The sequence below is a fragment of the Mycobacterium lehmannii genome, from assembly GCF_002245535.1.
GTDB lineage: Bacteria > Actinomycetota > Actinomycetes > Mycobacteriales > Mycobacteriaceae > Mycobacterium > Mycobacterium lehmannii.
On sequence record NZ_NKCN01000037.1, the window covers coordinates 19,081 to 35,578 of the forward strand.

The window sequence follows — 16,498 nt, forward strand, 5'->3', positions numbered from 1 at the left end:
CAATGGCGGGAAAACACAACGAGAAACCGCCAATTCGTCGGCTTCGACGACTCGCCCCTAGTACAGCGCGTTGGCCAGCTTGCGCCGGCCGGCGATGACCTCGGGATCGGCCGGATCGAACAGGTCGAACAGCTCGATCAGTCGAGTACGCACCGTGGTGCGGTCGTCGCCGGACGTCCGCTTGACGAGGTCGATGAGCCGGTCGAAGGCCGCCGCGATGTTCTGCTGGAGGACCTCGACGTCGGCGGCGGCGAACGCCAGCTCGATGTCGCCGCGGTCCGCGTCGGCGGCGGCGATCGCGTCGGGCGTCCGGGTGGTGGCCCGCTGCAGGAAATCGATCTGGCGGACGGCGCCCTTGGCTTCGGCGTGACCGGGGTTGGCGTCCAGAATCGCCTGGTACGCGGTGCGCGCGGCGTCGAAGTCACCGGCGTCCAGGTGCGAACGGGCTTGCGCGAGTTCGGGATCGACCTCTTCGGCCTCCCCCTCCTCGGCCCCGCCGGACAACTTGCCGGCGACCGCGTTCAGCAGCGAGTCGATCCACCGGCGCAACTGCTCGGGGGGCTGCATGCCCTGGAAACTCGACAGGGGTTGTCCGGCGGCCAGCGCGACCACGGTCGGGATCGCCTGCACACCGAACATCTGCGCCACGCGGGGGACGACGTCGACGTTGACCGTCGCCAACGCCCATTTCCCGCCGTCGGCTGTGGCCAGTTGACCGAGGGCATCACCCAATTGGACGCTGGCATCGCTGCGCGGTGACCACAGCAGCACCACGACGGGAACTTGATTGGACCGGACCAGCACCTCGGCTTCGAGGTTCGCCTCGGTGACTTCCACTCCACCGGCGGGCGCCGACGATTCGCTATCACCCGTCGAGGGCCGCTGCTTGAGGGCGGACAGATCAACCGCACCGGCCATCGAGGCCGCGATAGAAGGGCGTGGACGACTCACGCCCATAAGTTTGTCACGTCGATTCACCGACCGGCTGCCCCGGTTGCGCGATCGGCGCGACGACGGACTCCGCTCCCAGCCGGCCGGTGCGCTCCACCCACATGAGGAAGACCACACTGGCGAGCGGCACGATGCTCGCGACGATCCCCAGCAACCACGTACCGGTCGCCCATTTGAACATCACGGCCGCGAGCAGCCCGAGCGCGACGAATGCCACGAAGACGGCTCCGTGGGCGGGGCCGAACACCTTGACGCCGATCTCGGTGCGCGGGGTGCCGAGGTACTTGAAGTACATGCCGATCAGCAGGCCGACCCAGCTCACCGCCTCGAGCAAGGCGACGAATCGAAACCATCTCGCGACGGTGCGCTGGTTCAGCAGGCGGGTCATGGCCGCCATTGTGCCCGAAACACGTGTCGATTACTACACGACGTCGTAGGCGCTCAGCGCGCGGAGGATCAGCGCATCACCCTGACCGCCCGCCCCGCACAGCGCCGCCACCGCATAGCCCGAACCGCGCCGGGCCAGCTCGAGCGCCGCATGCAACGTGATACGGGCGCCCGACATCCCGATCGGATGTCCGATGGCGATCGCGCCGCCGTTGACGTTGACCTTGTCGGGATCGACTCCGAGCTCCTTCGTCGAGGCCAGCGCGACCGCGGAGAACGCCTCGTTGATCTCGATGACGTCGAGCTGGTCGACCGAGATGCCCTCGCGCTCAACCGCCTTCTTGATGGCGTTGGCCGGCTGCGACTGCAGCGTGGAGTCCGGGCCTGCGACGACGCCGTGCGCACCGATCTCACATAACCACGACAGCCCCAGTTCCTCGGCCTTGGCCTTGTTCATCACGACGACGGCGCAGGCACCGTCGGAGATCTGCGAGGCCGACCCGGCGGTGATGGTCCCGTCCTTGCGAAATGCCGGCTTCAGACCGGCCAGCGACTCGACGGTGGTGTTGGCGCGGATGCCTTCGTCCTCGGCGAACTCCAGCGGGTCGCCCTTGCGCTGCGGGATCTGCACCGGCACCACCTCGTCGGCGTAGACACCGTCTTTCCAAGCGGCTGCGGCCTTCTGGTGGGACCGGGCGGCGAACTCGTCTTGTTCGGCGCGGGTGAACTGGTCGACCTCGTTGCGCTGCTCGGTGAGCGCGCCCATCGGCTGATCGGTGAACACGTCGTGCAAACCGTCGTAGGCCATGTGGTCGAGCACGGTGACGTCGCCGTACTTGTAGCCCGACCGGCTGTTCATCAGCAGGTGCGGCGCCCGGGTCATCGATTCCTGGCCGCCGGCGACGACGACGTCGAACTCCCCGGCGCGGATCAGCTGGTCGGCCAGCGCGATCGAGTCGATACCCGACAGGCACATCTTGTTGATGGTCAGCGAGGGAACGTCCCAGCCGATACCCGCCCCGACGGCGGCCTGCCGGGCCGGCATCTGCCCGGCGCCCGCGGTGAGGACCTGGCCCATGATCACGTACTCGACGGCGGCCGCGTCGACCTTGCCCTTCTCGAGCGCCGCCTTGATCGCGATCGCGCCGAGGTCGCTGCCAGAGAAGTCCTTCAGCGAGCCCATCAGCTTGCCGACCGGTGTGCGCGCCCCGGAAACGATCACCGACGTGGTCATTTACTACCTCCAAAAAGTGGGTATAGCGATCTGTGTTCCATGACACATTCCACAAACATCTGTCTCAAGGTTACCGTTACGTTATGACCACCGAACACGTAGACGCACGTCCAGCGCTCGCCAGCGCACTGGTGACGGCGATCGATCACGTGGGGATCGCCGTTCCGGACCTCGACGCCGCGATCAAGTGGTACCACGATCATCTCGGCATGATCGTTCTTCACGAGGAGATCAACGAGGACCAGGGCGTGCGCGAGGCGATGCTCTCGGTGCGTGGCGCCCCGGTCGGCAGCGCGCAGATTCAGCTGATGGCGCCGCTGGACGAGACCTCGACCATCGCCAAGTTCATCGACAAGCGGGGCCCCGGTCTTCAGCAACTGGCCTATCGCGTCAGCGACATCGACGCGCTCAGCGAGCGTCTCCGCGCCGACGGCGTGCGACTGCTCTACGACGCCCCGCGCCGCGGCACCGCGAGCTCGCGGATCAACTTCATTCATCCCAAGGACGCCGGCGGCGTTCTCGTCGAGCTCGTCGAGCCCGCTTCCGACAAGCACTAACGGCGACCACTAGGACCACCTGCGGGTTGGGCCGCGCGTCGCGCGGTGCGTCCAGCACGGCGTGTGCCAGTGCCGACGGTCGTCGACCGCCCGCTCCCCCATATCGGCCGGAAGTACCACGACATGTGCTGTCCCGGGCCGGATTTCGTGATCACATCCGGGACACCGGTACGTCTTGGTGGCACGCGCGGCGGCGATCGGACGAACCTCGTACTCGTGGCCGTCGGGCCCCGTCTCGACGCGTCGGGACGCAGGCAGCGGCGGTGGTGGCCGCTCGGAACGCCGACGAGACCGCCTGCGGGCCATCAGAACAACCGGAACTCGTCGCTGTCCATACCGCGCATCTTGTCGTAATCCAACGTGACACAGCGGATGCCGCGGTCGGTGGCCAGCGTGCGGGCCTGCGGCTTGATCTGCTGCGCGGCGAAGACGCCCGCGACCGGGGCCAACAGGCTGTCGCGGTTGAGCAGTTCGAGATAACGGGTGAGCTGCTCAACCCCGTCGATCTCGCCGCGGCGCTTGATCTCGACCGCGACCGAACCGCCGTTCGCGTCGCGGCACAGCAGGTCGACCGGGCCGATCGCGGTCATGTACTCGCGCCGCACCAGCGTGTAACCCGCGCCCAGCAACTCGACATGCTCGGCCAGCAGCTCCTGCAGATGTGCTTCTACGCCGTCCTTGACCAAGCCGGGATCCACGCCGAGCTCGTGGCTCGAGTCGTGCTCGATGTCTTCGACCGTGATCCGCAGCTGCTCACCGGCCTTGTTCTCGACCACCCAGACGGGCGTCGGGCCGGAGGTGTCCTCGGTGAGGCGACACGGCGGGGTCATCCAGTTCAGCGGTTTGTAGGCACGGTCGTCGGCGTGCACGCTCACCGAACCATCCGCCTTGATCAGCAGCAGCCGCCGCGCCGAAGGCAGGTGAGCGGTCAGGCGTCCGACGTAGTCGACAGTGCACTGGGCGATCACGAGACGCACCCGACCACCTTAAGTGGCCGCCCGGCAATTTAGGCTGAGGGGACGATGACCGCCAACAGGAGCGTCGCACATCGGCTGGGTCGCGTCCTGGAGACGGTGACCCGCCAGAGTGGACGGTTGGGCACCCCGGAATACGGGTCGTGGTTACTCGGCAGGCCGGAGGAAAGTCAGGGGCGCCGACGCGTCCGTATCCAGCTGATCCTGACGTTCTTCATCCTGTTCATCAACATCCTCGGCATCGCGGTCTCGCTGCTGCTCAACGGGGTCGCCATCCCGGTGCCCAGTGTCTTCACCGACGCGCCCGCATGGCTGACCTGGGGCGTCGTGCCTGCCTACATGGTTGTCGCACTGATCTTCGGCACGACGTGGATCACTTCACGCACCGTCGGCTCGCTGCGGTGGGCCATCGAGGAGCGGCCACCCACCCGAGAAGACCAGCGCAATGTGTTCCTCGCTCCGTGGCGAGTGGCCAAGAAGCTCCTGCTGTTGTGGGGCATCGGCACGGTGCTGCTGACCGTGCTGTACGGGATGCAGGATTCCGCGTTCATTCCCCGGTTCCTGCTCGCGGTGGGCTTTCCCGGCATCGTGGTGGCGACCGCCTGCTACATGGTCACCGAGTTCGCTCTGCGCCCGATCGCCGCTCAGGCGCTCGAGGCCGGTCGCCCCCCGCGACGATTGGCGCACGGCGTCATGGGCCGCACCATGACGGTCTGGCTGCTTACTTCCGGGGTGCCGGTGCTCGGCATCCTTCTGCTCGCGGTGTTCACACTGGCGCTGCGGAACCTCACCGCTACCCAGTTCGCGGTAGCCGTGATGATCATCGCGGTGATCGCCCTCGCCTTCGGGCTGACCCTGATGTGGCTGCTGTCGTGGCTCATCGCCACCCCGGTCCGAGTTGTGCGCTCGGCTCTCAAGCACGTCGAGGAGGGCGATCTGGACTGCAGTCTCGTCGTTTTCGACGGCACCGAACTCGGAGAGCTACAGCGGGGGTTCAACAAGATGGTGCACGGGCTCAAGGAACGTGAACGCCTGCGCGACATCTTCGGGCGCCACGTCGGCCGGGAGGTCGCCGCCGAGGCCGAGAAGCAACGGCCCAAGCTCGGCGGCGAGGAGCGTCATGTCGCGGTCATTTTCGTCGACATCATCGGGTCGACGAAGCTGGTCACGTCCAAGCGCGCGACCGAGGTCGTCGGCCTTCTCAACCGGTTCTTTGCGGTCGTCGTCGAGGAAGTGGATCGCCACCACGGCTTCGTCAACAAGTTCGAGGGTGACGGTGCGCTCGCGGTGTTCGGGGCTCCGGTGCGTCTGGAGAACCCGGAGGATTCGGCGCTGGCCGCCGCACGTGCGATCGCGCGGCGCATACACGAAGAGGTGCCCGAGTTCGATGCCGGCATCGGGGTCGCCGCCGGCGAAGCGGTGGCGGGCAACGTCGGCGCCCGAGAACGTTTCGAGTACACCGTCATCGGCGAGCCCGTCAACGAGGCCGCACGGCTGTGTGAACTGGCCAAGGAAACTCCCGGCCACGTACTGGCCAGCTCCGATGCGGTGTCCGGCGCGAGCGAAACCGAGCGCGCCCACTGGCGTTTGGGCGACGAGGTGACGTTGCGGGGCCACGACGAGCCGACGACTTTGGCCCTACCCGCCTGAGTCACCGGTGCGCAGGTTTCGCAGTGACGCTCAGCGCGTCCTCGAGCGTGCCGTACACCCTGGCGTCGAAGCCTTTGGTATGGCTCGCGGTCAGCAACCGGTCGGGATCGACCACGTAGCCCTCCTTGCCCGCGGCCACGAGCGATTCGCGCATGCCCGCGAACATGCGGCGCGCCGCGTCGTCGACGTCGTCGACGCGGGACAACTCGAGGATCGCGACGTCGAATGCTTCGCGCTCGGAGTACACCCTGCGCAGCACCTGCTCGGCGCCGGCGAACAGCAGGTCGCCGTGCAGTTCGAATACCCGCACACCCGGTCTGACGTCGTACGTGTTGCGGATCGTCGACCGCGACTCGCGGGTGTGCGCGAGGAAGTGCAGACCGAGATCGGCCGACAGGCTTCGGCACACCTCGGTCCCACGCACGCTGTTGCCCTTGGCGTCCAACAGCGGTGAGTAGACGCCGATTCCGAGCTGGCCGGGCAGCACCGCCGCGATCCCGCCGCCGACACCGCTCTTGGCGGGCATACCGACCGCACTCGCCCAATCCCCCGCCGCGTCGTACATCCCGCACGTGACCATCACGCTCAGCGTGCGCTGCACGACCGCCGCACTGGCCACGCGCCGTCCCGCCAGCGGCTCGACGCCCCCGCGGGCGAGCGTCGCGGCCATTCTCGCCAGATCGGTGGTGGTCACCTTGATCGAGCACTGCCGGAAGTAGACGTCGAGAGTCTCGTCGGGATCGCCGTCGAGTACGCCGAAACTCTGCAGCATGTAGGCGATCGCGCGGTTGCGGCTACCGGTCGCCTGCTCCGAGCCGTAGACGTCGTGGTCGATTGCGAGTTCGCGGCCCGCGAACGCCGAGTAGAACTCGTGAATCTGGTTGAACCGCTCCTCGGCGGTGGCGCCGGGTATCAGCGAGGCCGCGGCGATCGCACCGGCGTTGATCATCGGGTTCTTCGGTGTCTTGGTGGTTTCGTCGACGCTGATCTGGTTGAACGCCTCGCCGGAGGGTTCGACGCCGATCTTGGCGTCGACGGCTTCCATGCCGATGCGCTCGAGCGCGAGCGCGTAGGTGAACGGCTTCGATATCGACTGGATGGTGAATTCGATTGTCGTGTCGCCGGATTCGTAGACGTGGCCGTCGGCCATGGACAACGACAGGCCGAAGCCGTTGGGGTCGACCGATCTCAGTTCGGGGATGTAGTCGGCCAGTGCACCTTCGTCGTTGTCGGCGTGCTGCTGCCGAATCTGGTCCAGGAACCGCTGCACCAGTTCGGCCATGGCGCAATCCTAGGCCGGTACCCAGTTTCCGTGGAACCCCGCGGGCACGCGGTGCGGCAGCCGGATGGTCGCGACGTCCTCCAGTGTCTGCGCATCGAGCAGCGCCAGCTCGCTGCGGTCGGTCCGGCGGTCGTAGACGTAGCCCATCAACACGCCGTCGTCCTCGGCTGCCTCCGGCGAGGACGGTTCGAAGACGAACTCCCCGAGCACTTTTCCATCACCGAACGACCGCGACTGCGTTGCACCGCCGATGAAGTCGTGCTTGAGCAGGACGTCGGCGGCTTCACCACCGCGGATACTCGGCGCATATCCGTAGCGGTGGCGTCTACCGACGCGGCGTTCGTCGACACGGGGGAACTCCTGACCGCGATCGTCGATGCGCGATTCGCGGACCTTCCCGTCGGCGAGATCGACCGTCCAGCGGTCGAGCGTTGGGGGTCCCTCGTCGGGGCCAAGCTGGTGTCGAACATCTTCGGGTGACGCACGACGTCGAGCACGATGGTGTCGCCGTCGTCGTAGGCGTTCATCGGATGGAACACGTAGCAGGGTTCGACGTCGAACCAGCGCACATCGGCGTTGCCGCCCTCGCGTGGCATCACGCCCACGCGCGCCGGATACCGCGGGTTCCACGAGTACGGGAAGCGGCGATCGGTGGTTTCGCCCCGCGGTTGCCGCGCGCTGATCGGGTCGGGGATGCGGACCCGGCCGATGAGGGCCGACAACACCAGCCGGGAGACGAACCGAAGACCGCGCGGAACCGTCATCTCCACTGCCATACCGGCGTCAAAGGTCACCGGCAGGTCGTAGAACACGACGTAATTCTCGGTCAGCGAGAAGTCGTGCATCATCGGGCTTCCCGCGACCTCTACGTCGACCGTGCGTCGCGCGCGTCCGCCGGTGTCGATTACCGAGTACTGCACCGTGTTGCCGCGGTACATGCTGTACGAGACGGCGTGCAGCTCACCGGTGTCCGGGTCACGCTTCGGATGCGCGGTGTAACCGCCGGTCAGCGTCCCGTCGAAATCGCATGCGCCGACGGTGTCGAGCTCGTCGGTGAGTTCGACGTTCGTCACGCCGGACTCGATCAGCGCGATCGTCTTGCCGGCATGCCCGATGACGTTGGTGTTGGCGCCGATTCCCGAGATCGGGAAGTGTCCGTTCGGCGGCCGCTCTCCCAGGGCCCGCGCAGTCTGCGGGCCACGGACCCACCGGTTGCGGTACCACTCCGCCCTGCCGTCGCGGATCCGGATGCCGTGCACCATGCCGTCTCCGATGAACCAGTGGTACAGCTCGGGATCGAGCTCCCCGATCGGATTCGGCCCGTTGCGCAGATAGCGACCGTCGAGGTGCTCAGGAATAGTCCCGGTGACCTCGAGGTCGGTCAGCGTGTGCTCGTCATGAATCGGTGCGAAGGCGCCTTCGAGGTAACGGTTCGTCATCGGACATCCCTATAACAGTGTTATGAGGTCCTTTGTATAACACCGTTATGGCACGATGGCAAGGGTGAGCGGCGCTCGGGAGCACCTGGTCGAGACCGGCATCCGCATCCTCGAACGCGACGGTCTGGCCGCCCTCAGCGCGCGCAAGTTGGCCGCCGAAACCGGTACCTCCACCATGGCGGTGTACACCCACTTCGGGGGCATGTCGGGTTTGATCGACGCGATCGCCGGCGAGTCGTTCGCCCGCTTCACGCGGGCCCTGACCGAGGTGACACCGACCGAGGACCCCGTCGCGGACTTCTTCGTGATGGGCGCTCGCTACCGCGAATTCGCGCTGCAGAACCCCCAGCGCTACCAGATGATGTTCGGCACCGCGGCCGAGTCGTTGAACCGGTACCACGCCGACCTCACGGTCACCGGCAGCGCCAGCGCCCGAAGCGAGTGGGCGGTGTCGTTCGATGCACTGCTCACCGGCGTGCGCCGGATGATCGAGGCCGGGCGCATCCGCGACGACGGGGAGGCGGCCGTCGCCGGGCGGCTGTGGAGCATCAGCCACGGTGCGGTGTTGCTGGAGATCGCCGGGTTCTTCGGGCACGAGGGGCACGGCCTGACTCAGATCCTGGGTCCGTTGACCGTTGACGCGCTGGTCGGACTGGGTGACGAGCGCGACCGCACGATGGCTTCGCTGACGACCGCCATGACGACCCTCTTCGGGTCGTAACCATCATTCGCCACAGGCTGCCGCGCAGGACCGAAATCTCAAGTGAGAGTGTCGAGCTCGATCGGCAGCGAGTCGGCCGGTGTGGGTCCGGTCCCCCACGTGAGCGGCACACGGTAACCGTCGGGCACGCTCCAGCGGAAGCGGCGCAACAGCTTGTGCATCACCGTCTTGACCGTCATATCGGCGAACTGCTGGCCGATGCACTTGTGGGCGCCGCCCCCGAAGGGCGCGAACGCATATCGGTTGACCGCCGCGCGGTTGGTCGCGTCGGTGAACCGGGAAGGGTCGAACGTGTCGGGCGCGGGCCACCAGTCGGCCAGCCGCATCGAGGCGTGCACGCTGATCGCGATCTGGGCCTTGCACGGTACGTAGTGCCCGCAGATCTCGGTGTCGCGAATCGCCTGGCGGAACAGGGATCCCGCCGGGGCATACATGCGCAGCACTTCCTTGAAGGCCGCGTCCAGCAAGGCGAACTGCTCCAGGTCGTCGAGGGTGGGCGAATCGATCGGATGGGCGACGGCCTCGTCACGAAGCATGTTCTGCCAGCGGTTGTTTCGCCCCAGCTCGTAGACGAGCATGGCCAGGGCGATGGCCGTGGTGTCGTGAGCGGCCATCAACAGGAAGATCATGTGGTTGACGATGTCGGCGTCGGTGAAACGTTGACCGTCGTCGGATTCGCTGCGACACAGCATCGAGAACAGATCGGCGCCCTCACCGCGACGGCGGTCCGCGATCTGCCTGCCGAAGTAGCGCTCGAGGCGTTCTCGCGCCCGCAGTCCTCGCGCCCACGTCCCGCCGGGCACATCGGCGCGGACGATGGCCTGCCCGCCGTGCACGGTGTCGTGGAAGTCGCGGATGAGTTGGTCGGACTCCGCGCCGATTTCGGTGCCGACAAACACCTCGGCGGCCTGTTGCAGCAGCATCTGCTTGATCGACGGATACATCGGGAATCGGGTCGCCGGCTGCCAGGTGGCCAGCGCGCGGTCGATGCCGTCGGCGGTGTCGGTGAGATACGTGTTGAGCGCGGTGCGCGTGAACGCCCGCTGCATGATGCGCCGGTGGTCACGGTGTCCCTCGAAATCCAGCAGCATGATGCCGCGATGGAAGAAGGGCCCGATCACCGGTGCCCATCCCCGGGTGCTCGACAGCGCCTTGTCCCGGTTGACCCACGCCGCCTCGAGCGCTTCGGGTCCCAGCAGCATGACGACCCGGAAACCCACGCCGCCGGCCCACGACACCGGTCCGTACTTCGCGTACCGGCGGCGGGCGAACTCCAGCGGATCGACGAGGGTTGGCAGGACGTGACCGAGGAACGGCATGCCGTAATTGCCCATCACCGGGGCGAGCCCGGACCCGGCAGGCGGTTGCGCCAACGGGCTGTCGCGACTGGGCCACCGGTCACTGACTGTCGCGCCGACCTCCTGCAGCCGCCCCTGGAGCCGTTGTCGCGCATCGAGCAGTGAGGCCGGCGCGTCCATGAGGTTGATCATCGGCCGATCCCTTCGACAACTATCTGGTACGTAACCGTGCCAGTTTTGTCGAAGCGTTGTCAACGGTGCGACGATCTGAACCATGGCCTCGTCGTCACCGCGCAGCTATGGGGGTGTCTCCGGCGCGCAACGTCAGCAGCAGCGCCGGTCGCGACTGCTCGAGGCTGCCCTGGAGGCGATGAGCCGCGACGAGTGGCGCGAGGTGACCGTCGAGCGCCTGTGCGCCGACGCGGGCCTCAACAAGCGCTACTTCTACGAGAGCTTCACCGAGGTCGATGCGGTGGCCGGTGCCGTGATCGATGACATCGCCGCCGCCGTACGCGACGCAACCGTAGGCGCTGCTGTTGAAACGCAGACGAAACCCGTTGAGCAGCAGGCGTTTGCGTGCGTCACGGCGCTAGTGCACAGCTTGGTCGACGATCCGCGCCGGGCGCGGGTCCTGCTGGGCGGGGTGGCAGCGACCCCGGGTCTGCGCACGCACCGCGTTGCGGTGATGCGCAGCCTGACCGACGTGCTCATCGAGCACGCGCGCGTGGTGCACGGCGTCGAACTCGCCCGCGACCCGCTGGCGAAGGTCGCGCCGGCATTTCTGGTCGGAGGCACCGCCGATGCTGTTCTGGCCTTCGTCGACGGCACCGCGGCGATCACCGTCGACGAGCTGATCTCTCAGTTGACCACGCTGTGGCTGATCACCGGCGACGGCGCCGCCGCAGTCGCGCGAGGACGCCTGGGAGATGATCACGAAGCCGGAGCCGCCCCGTCGAGCCGGGTGTCCGACGTCGCCGACTGAGAGGCTGCGGTCCCTTCAGCTCTCGTCGTGCCCCACTTCCGCGGGTAGCGGTGGTGGCAGTGGCTTCTGCGATGTCGTGGGGGCCGAACTCGCCGCGGGCGGCGACGCCCCCGGGTTCGATGCGGGCGGCGACGTCCCTGGACTCGACGCGGAGACCTCGTGGAAATCCAGCATCGCCTCGTCGCGGATGACGCGGGACCCCGCCGCGAGGATCAATGATTCCTCGGACACGGTGTAGGTGATTCCGTCGTTGTCGACCGTGAACGTGTTGCCCGATTTCTCGGCGGTCTTGATCAGTTTGGCGCCGTCGCGCAACCGCACTCCGCGGTATTCATAGCTGCCGTTGGGTGTCTCGCAGATCGCCACGCGCGACGTGGCGGTGCTGCCGAACACCACCGCCGAGTAGGGCGCCGCACAACGCGCGGTCGAGTCGACGTAGCCGCGGGTGTCGGATGCCGGCGCGGCGACGGCCGAGGGCACGGTGAACGCAGCCGCGGCCGAGCACGCGGCCACGGCACCGACAAGAACCCACCCTCGATTCGACATTGCTTCCACGACACCACGACATCGGCATCAGCGCACCTGACAATGGCAAACGGGTTCGAATCGTTAGCACGCCGAAACCGGCCCGTTAGCTGGATCAAACCGTCTCGATCATCGACTCATGAGCCTCCGACGACGATGTCGGTTTTCCGCCAGTCCTGCCGGGGGCCGCGTGTAATGGTGAGAGGCATGTACGACGATTTCGACCGCTGCTACCGGGCCGTCCAGTCCAAGGACGCCCGGTTCGACGGTTGGTTCGTCACCGCGGTGCTGACCACCGGGATCTACTGCCGACCGAGCTGTCCGGTCCGGCCGCCATACGCCCGCAATATGCGTTTCTATCCGACCGCTGCGGCTGCCCAGAAGGCCGGATTCCGCGCCTGTAAGCGGTGCCGACCCGACGCCTCGCCGGGTTCACCGGAATGGAATGTCCGTGGCGACGTGGTTGCGCGAGCCATGCGGCTGATCGCCGACGGCATCGTCGACCGCGAAGGTGTCCCCGGGCTGGCCGCCAAGCTCGGCTACACCACCCGCCAGGTCGAGCGGCTCCTGCAGGCGGAAGTCGGCGCCAATCCGCTCGCGCTGGCGCGGGCGCAGCGTTCGCAGACGGCGCGTGTGCTTATCGAGACCACCGAATTGCCGTTCAGCGACGTCGCATTCGCATCAGGCTTCTCCAGTATCCGCCAGTTCAACGACACCGTCCGAACGGTGTACGACCTACCTCCAACCGCATTGCGCCATCGCGCGCGAACGCGCATGGGCCGAAGCGAGGACGGTGCCGGCGCCATATCCCTACGGCTGCCGGTCCGCACCCCGTTCGCGTATGAGGGGTTGTTCGGGCACCTGGCAGCCAGTGCGGTGCCGGGCGTCGAAGAGGTGCGCGACGGCGCCTATCGCCGCACCATGCGCCTGCCCAACGGGAACGGGATCGTCTGTCTCACACCGCAGCCGGACCATGTACAGTGCCGCGTCGCGCTCGACGACTTCCGCGACCTCGCCACGGCCATCGCCCGCTGCCGACGGCTGCTCGACCTCGATGCCGACCCCGAGGCGGTCGTCGACGCGCTCGGCGCCGACGCCGACCTGAATGCCTTGGTCGCCAAGGCTCCCGGGCAGCGCATCCCACGCACCGTCGACGAGCAGGAACTGGCCCTACGAGCGGTGCTCGGCCAACAGGTGTCGGTGAAGGCGGCGCGCACGCATGCCGGCCGGCTCGCGTCGGCTTACGGTCAACCGATCACCGATGTGAACGGTGGTCTGACGCATGTCTTTCCGACCGTCGAGCATCTCGCGGAGATCGACCCCGCCCATTTGGCATTCCCGAAGTCCAGACAACGGTCCGTGACGTCGCTGATCCGCGCATTGGCCGACGGCGACGTGGTGCTGGATGCCGGCTGCGATTGGAACAGCGCGCGTGGGCAGCTGCAGGCATTGCCCGGAATCGGCCCGTGGACGGCGGAGATCATCGCCATGCGGGGGTTGGGAGACCCCGACGCGTTCCCGGTCACCGACCTTGGCGTGCGGATGGCGGCCGAAAACCTGGGTCTGCCCGCCGATGCGCGGGCGCTCACCGAGCACAGCACCCGGTGGCGACCGTGGCGGTCCTACGTGACGCAGCACCTGTGGACCACCCTCGATCATGCGGTCAACGACTGGCCTCCGAAAGCGAGCGGCTCGGTCTAGCTCCGCGCGAGACGGTCGAGCCACTCTCGCAGCAGTGCGGCTTCGGTGGGGCTGAGGGTTTTCGTATCAGCCGACTCCAGCACGGATTTCAGGGCGATTGCGCGGGTGGCGATACGGGTGTCGCCGAACGGGTCGTCGAAGCCTTCGGTCGTGATGGCCGCCAGTATTGCTTCTCGCGTCGCATGCGACAGCCCGGGGTCACGGTCCTCGGGTAGTTGCGAGATCAGCGTGAACGCGACACCGCGACAGGCCGAATGCATCATCGCCGCGGCACGGTCGACATCGACGCGAAGGCGGCCGGCTTCGGCGATGCGCTGCATCAGATAGCGCAGGATCGCGTCACCCTCGACCACTGCCTTGGGTCTGGCGTTGGGCCGCGGGTCTCCATACAGCACCGCGTAGACGTGTGGATTACGCACGCCGAAGTCGATATGTGAATCCCACCCGCCTCGCAGGTCTTCGATCGGATCGTCGGTCAGGCGTCGACTTCGCTTCTCGGTGAGGTACTCGACCATGCCGAGGCTGGCGGCATCGTCGATCAGTTGCCGCATATCACCGAAGTGCCGATAAATCGTGGGCGGCTGCACCGCCGCGGCGGCACTGACGCTACGCGTCGTGACCGCATCGCGGCCCTCCCTCGTCAGAAGGTCGGCGGCCGCTCGAAGGATGCGCTCTCGCGGCCCGAGTTCGGTTTTCTGCACGTTATCGACGATAGCACTTTCGGAGTTCTACTGATAACATCAGCGATATCACTAATTCGATACCATCGATAACAGATCGGAGCGCCGGGCTATGGAACCGACCGACACCGGACGAGACACCGGAAGCGAAGGCAAAGGCGCCGCGACTCGACTGGCACGACGGTCGATGCTTTCCGCGGTGGCGGCCGCGGCGGTTCTGCTCTCGGCGGTCGGCCTGGCCGGCGTCGCGCAGTCCGCGCCGTCGGGTCCCGGCACTGCCATTGACACCATCCGTAACCTCGAGAGCCAGGGTAAGAGGGTGATCGTCAACCGCGTGGGAACAGCGCCGCTGTCACACTGCAACGTGAGCAGCGTGGCCGAAGGACACGACGTCACGGTGCGTGATCCCGTCGGTACCACCGGTTCTCAGGAGCGGATCCGCTACAGCACGGTCTACGTCACGGTTCGGTGCTGACCGCCTCTGGCGGCTGAGATACCGACAGCTCGCTCATCGCGCGACCGCAGGCCTTTGGCCGTGTCCGATCAGTCGTTCTTGGCTTCGTAGCGCAGCAAAACCGTGCCGCACTCGAAGGTGCGGTTCTCCAACAGCTTCAACGAGATCCAGGACGGCAGTGTCGGGAAGAACGGGGTGCCGCCGCCCACAGCGGTGGGCGCCAGCACGAGCCGATACTCGTCGACCAGACCGGCCTGCACGATCGGTGCGGCCAGCGTCGCACCGGCGACCTCCAAATTGCCGTCGGTTTCGGCCTTCACCTTTGTCACCACCTCAACGGGGTCGCCGCGCTCCAGGCGGGAGTTCCAGTCGACGGACGCCAGGGTGCGCGAGAACACGACCTTGGGCATATCGCGCCAGATTTGGGCATAGTCGACGATCAACGGTGTCGCGTCCGGCGCCTCGTCGGCGGTCGGCCAGTACGCAGACATCAGTTCGTAGAGCCGCCGCCCATAGAACGACAAGACGGTCTGCCGCTCGAAGTCGTTCCAGTACTGGTGCAGTTCTTCGCTCGGATCGGACCAGTCGATGCTGCCGTGTGCGTCCGCGATGTACCCGTCCACCGACACGTTGAAGCCATAGATGAGTCTGCCCACGAAGATCAGACTGCACCGGGGGGGCAGAAGTCATCGCGATGCCACACCGTGTCGTCCTGACGCCGAGAGCGCTCGCGACGACGATGTCGGATTTCCGCCAGCTTGAGCCGTGGACACGTGCCATCGTGGGATGGTGCACGAGATGCGCGGTGAGCTGACCACGAGGGGGCTGGCCGCTTCGGCGAGAACCTGTGGCCAGCATCGGCGGTCGTATGCCAGGCCGACGGTGGCCGCCAAAGGAGAGGCGATGGAAGCCATACACTTTCGCGTTGTCGACAGCCCGGTCGGTCCGCTTACCCTTGCGGGCAAGGACACGCGGCTGAGACACCTACGGATGGTCGACCAGACATATGAGCCCAGTCGCGAAGGCTGGATAGCCGACAATGACGCCTTTCCGGAGGCGGTCGAGCAGCTCGAGGCCTACTTCGCCGGTGAGCTCACCGAATTCGACTTGGACCTCGACATGGTCGGTACGCCGTTCCAACGGAAGGTCTGGTCGGCACTGCTGACCATTCCCTATGGTGAGACACGCTCGTATGGTGAGATCGCCCGCCAGATCGGAGCAGCCGGTGCGTTCCGTGCGGTTGGTTTGGCCAACGGACACAACCCGATCGGCATCATCGTGCCGTGCCATCGGGTGATCGGCGCCAACGGCAGCCTCACCGGCTACGGGGGCGGTCTCGATAGGAAGCGGGCGCTGCTCGATATGGAGAAGAGTCGCGTCTCGCCGGCCTTGACCTTGTTCGACTGAATCGGCCGGCACGGCCACGACTTTCATTACGGCAGTTAGAGCGCGGGGCGCCACTGCGAATTCAGGCGCCGGTGAAGGTACGTGCCGTACAAATGCCTGTGGCCCCCAATCGAATTGGGGGCCACAGGGCTAATTTGTGTTCGGCGGTGTCCTACTTTTCCGCCCGGGTGGGGCAGTATCATTGGCGCTGGCAGGCTTAGCTTCCGGGTTCGGGATGGGTCCGGGCGTTTCCCTGTCGCTATTGACCGCCGTAACT

17 protein-coding genes, 1 rRNA gene and 1 pseudogene are annotated in these 16,498 nt (G+C 66.6%); 7 read left to right on the forward strand and 12 right to left on the reverse strand.

Features of this window, described 5'->3' with window-relative positions:
- Window positions 1–57: 57 nt before the first annotated feature.
- The 3 genes from CEX87_RS25180 to CEX87_RS25190 are packed head-to-tail and all read right to left on the reverse strand — an operon-like array spanning window position 58 to window position 2,572.
- Window positions 58–951: a tetratricopeptide repeat protein gene (locus CEX87_RS25180; RefSeq protein WP_198957307.1), complete on the reverse strand. Its 894-nt coding sequence runs from the start codon at window positions 949–951 to the stop codon at window positions 58–60.
- 13 nt (window positions 952–964) lie between these two features.
- Window positions 965–1,348 (reverse strand): DUF3817 domain-containing protein, encoded by a 384-nt coding sequence (locus CEX87_RS25185; RefSeq protein ID WP_094289593.1) that lies wholly within the window; start codon window positions 1,346–1,348, stop codon window positions 965–967.
- Window positions 1,349–1,372: 24 nt separating this feature from the next.
- On the reverse strand, window positions 1,373–2,572 hold the full coding sequence (locus tag CEX87_RS25190) for an acetyl-CoA C-acetyltransferase (RefSeq protein ID WP_094289595.1): 1,200 nt from the start codon (window positions 2,570–2,572) through the stop codon (window positions 1,373–1,375).
- Between the two features lie 83 nt (window positions 2,573–2,655).
- Here CEX87_RS25190 and mce point away from each other — a divergent pair, with 83 nt between their 5' ends.
- Window positions 2,656–3,129, forward strand: coding sequence for a methylmalonyl-CoA epimerase (gene mce / locus CEX87_RS25195; RefSeq protein WP_094289597.1), 474 nt, complete (start codon window positions 2,656–2,658; stop codon window positions 3,127–3,129).
- 9 nt (window positions 3,130–3,138) lie between these two features.
- On the opposite strand, the gene CEX87_RS27780 is transcribed toward mce, so the two are convergent.
- Together CEX87_RS27780 and nucS are read right to left on the reverse strand one after the other, a co-directional pair.
- Complete coding sequence (locus tag CEX87_RS27780) at window positions 3,139–3,435, reverse strand: hypothetical protein (protein WP_094289599.1); 297 nt, start codon at window positions 3,433–3,435, stop codon at window positions 3,139–3,141.
- Window positions 3,435–4,106, reverse strand: coding sequence for an endonuclease NucS (gene nucS / locus CEX87_RS25205; protein WP_064405525.1), 672 nt, complete (start codon window positions 4,104–4,106; stop codon window positions 3,435–3,437). The genes CEX87_RS27780 and nucS overlap by 1 nt, the downstream gene beginning before the upstream one ends.
- A 45-nt stretch (window positions 4,107–4,151) precedes the next feature.
- On the opposite strand from nucS, the gene CEX87_RS25210 reads away from it, so the two are divergent.
- Complete coding sequence (locus tag CEX87_RS25210) at window positions 4,152–5,753, forward strand: adenylate/guanylate cyclase domain-containing protein (RefSeq protein WP_094289601.1); 1,602 nt, start codon at window positions 4,152–4,154, stop codon at window positions 5,751–5,753.
- A gap of 1 nt (window position 5,754) precedes the next feature.
- On the opposite strand, the gene glsA is transcribed toward CEX87_RS25210, so the two are convergent.
- Window positions 5,755–7,035 (reverse strand): glutaminase A, encoded by a 1,281-nt coding sequence (glsA, locus tag CEX87_RS25215; protein ID WP_094289603.1) that lies wholly within the window; start codon window positions 7,033–7,035, stop codon window positions 5,755–5,757.
- A 9-nt stretch (window positions 7,036–7,044) separates the two neighbouring features.
- Window positions 7,045–8,474: pseudogene (locus CEX87_RS25220) on the reverse strand (carotenoid oxygenase family protein).
- Window positions 8,475–8,538: 64 nt separating this feature from the next.
- Here CEX87_RS25220 and CEX87_RS25225 point away from each other — a divergent pair.
- Window positions 8,539–9,195 carry a TetR/AcrR family transcriptional regulator gene (locus CEX87_RS25225; RefSeq protein ID WP_233151518.1) on the forward strand — a complete coding sequence of 219 codons (657 nt, stop codon included), beginning with the start codon at window positions 8,539–8,541 and terminating at the stop codon, window positions 9,193–9,195.
- Between the two features lie 38 nt (window positions 9,196–9,233).
- On the opposite strand, the gene CEX87_RS25230 is transcribed toward CEX87_RS25225, so the two are convergent.
- A complete protein-coding gene (locus tag CEX87_RS25230) occupies window positions 9,234–10,685 on the reverse strand; it encodes a cytochrome P450 (RefSeq protein ID WP_233151519.1) in 1,452 nt (483 codons plus the stop codon).
- 82 nt (window positions 10,686–10,767) lie between these two features.
- Here CEX87_RS25230 and CEX87_RS25235 point away from each other — a divergent pair, with 82 nt between their 5' ends.
- Window positions 10,768–11,475, forward strand: coding sequence for a TetR/AcrR family transcriptional regulator (locus CEX87_RS25235; protein WP_066808110.1), 708 nt, complete (start codon window positions 10,768–10,770; stop codon window positions 11,473–11,475).
- Window positions 11,476–11,490: 15 nt separating this feature from the next.
- Here the strand turns inward: CEX87_RS25235 and CEX87_RS25240 are convergent, their stop codons facing one another.
- Window positions 11,491–12,021: a hypothetical protein gene (locus CEX87_RS25240; protein WP_064397358.1), complete on the reverse strand. Its 531-nt coding sequence runs from the start codon at window positions 12,019–12,021 to the stop codon at window positions 11,491–11,493.
- 186 nt (window positions 12,022–12,207) lie between these two features.
- On the opposite strand from CEX87_RS25240, the gene CEX87_RS25245 reads away from it, so the two are divergent.
- A complete protein-coding gene (locus CEX87_RS25245; protein WP_064417450.1) occupies window positions 12,208–13,701 on the forward strand; it encodes a DNA-3-methyladenine glycosylase 2 family protein in 1,494 nt (497 codons plus the stop codon).
- Here the strand turns inward: CEX87_RS25245 and CEX87_RS25250 are convergent.
- Window positions 13,698–14,402 (reverse strand): TetR/AcrR family transcriptional regulator, encoded by a 705-nt coding sequence (locus CEX87_RS25250; RefSeq protein ID WP_064417328.1) that lies wholly within the window; start codon window positions 14,400–14,402, stop codon window positions 13,698–13,700. The two genes, CEX87_RS25245 and CEX87_RS25250, sit on opposite strands and share 4 nt — an antisense overlap.
- A 91-nt stretch (window positions 14,403–14,493) precedes the next feature.
- On the opposite strand from CEX87_RS25250, the gene CEX87_RS25255 reads away from it, so the two are divergent.
- Window positions 14,494–14,856 (forward strand): hypothetical protein, encoded by a 363-nt coding sequence (locus tag CEX87_RS25255; RefSeq protein ID WP_064417327.1) that lies wholly within the window; start codon window positions 14,494–14,496, stop codon window positions 14,854–14,856.
- A 68-nt stretch (window positions 14,857–14,924) separates the two neighbouring features.
- Here the strand turns inward: CEX87_RS25255 and CEX87_RS25260 are convergent, their stop codons facing one another.
- Window positions 14,925–15,491, reverse strand: a complete 567-nt coding sequence (locus CEX87_RS25260; RefSeq protein WP_064397363.1) for a dihydrofolate reductase family protein — start codon at window positions 15,489–15,491, stop codon at window positions 14,925–14,927.
- Window positions 15,492–15,738: 247 nt separating this feature from the next.
- On the opposite strand from CEX87_RS25260, the gene CEX87_RS25265 reads away from it, so the two are divergent.
- Window positions 15,739–16,242, forward strand: a complete 504-nt coding sequence (locus CEX87_RS25265) for a methylated-DNA--[protein]-cysteine S-methyltransferase (protein ID WP_064397478.1) — start codon at window positions 15,739–15,741, stop codon at window positions 16,240–16,242.
- A gap of 138 nt (window positions 16,243–16,380) precedes the next feature.
- Here CEX87_RS25265 and rrf read toward each other — a convergent pair.
- Window positions 16,381–16,495, reverse strand: a 5S ribosomal RNA gene (rrf, locus tag CEX87_RS25270).
- Window positions 16,496–16,498: the final 3 nt, after the last annotated feature.

Bases quoted from the DNA above. Each gene is read 5' to 3' on its own strand.
- CEX87_RS25210 (WP_094289601.1), top strand. From the start codon at position 4,152: ATGACCGCCAACAGGAGCGTCGCACATCGGCTGGGTCGCGTCCTGGAG.
- CEX87_RS25190 (WP_094289595.1), bottom strand. From the start codon at position 2,572: ATGACCACGTCGGTGATCGTTTCCGGGGCGCGCACACCGGTCGGCAAG.
- CEX87_RS25265 (WP_064397478.1), top strand. From the start codon at position 15,739: ATGGAAGCCATACACTTTCGCGTTGTCGACAGCCCGGTCGGTCCGCTT.
- CEX87_RS25230 (WP_233151519.1), bottom strand. From the start codon at position 10,685: ATGATCAACCTCATGGACGCGCCGGCCTCACTGCTCGATGCGCGACAA.
- CEX87_RS25235 (WP_066808110.1), top strand. From the start codon at position 10,768: ATGGCCTCGTCGTCACCGCGCAGCTATGGGGGTGTCTCCGGCGCGCAA.
- mce (WP_094289597.1), top strand. From the start codon at position 2,656: ATGACCACCGAACACGTAGACGCACGTCCAGCGCTCGCCAGCGCACTG.
- CEX87_RS27780 (WP_094289599.1), bottom strand. From the start codon at position 3,435: ATGGCCCGCAGGCGGTCTCGTCGGCGTTCCGAGCGGCCACCACCGCCG.
- CEX87_RS25185 (WP_094289593.1), bottom strand. From the start codon at position 1,348: ATGGCGGCCATGACCCGCCTGCTGAACCAGCGCACCGTCGCGAGATGG.
- CEX87_RS25245 (WP_064417450.1), top strand. From the start codon at position 12,208: ATGTACGACGATTTCGACCGCTGCTACCGGGCCGTCCAGTCCAAGGAC.
- CEX87_RS25240 (WP_064397358.1), bottom strand. From the start codon at position 12,021: ATGTCGAATCGAGGGTGGGTTCTTGTCGGTGCCGTGGCCGCGTGCTCG.
- glsA (WP_094289603.1), bottom strand. From the start codon at position 7,035: ATGGCCGAACTGGTGCAGCGGTTCCTGGACCAGATTCGGCAGCAGCAC.
- CEX87_RS25255 (WP_064417327.1), top strand. From the start codon at position 14,494: ATGGAACCGACCGACACCGGACGAGACACCGGAAGCGAAGGCAAAGGC.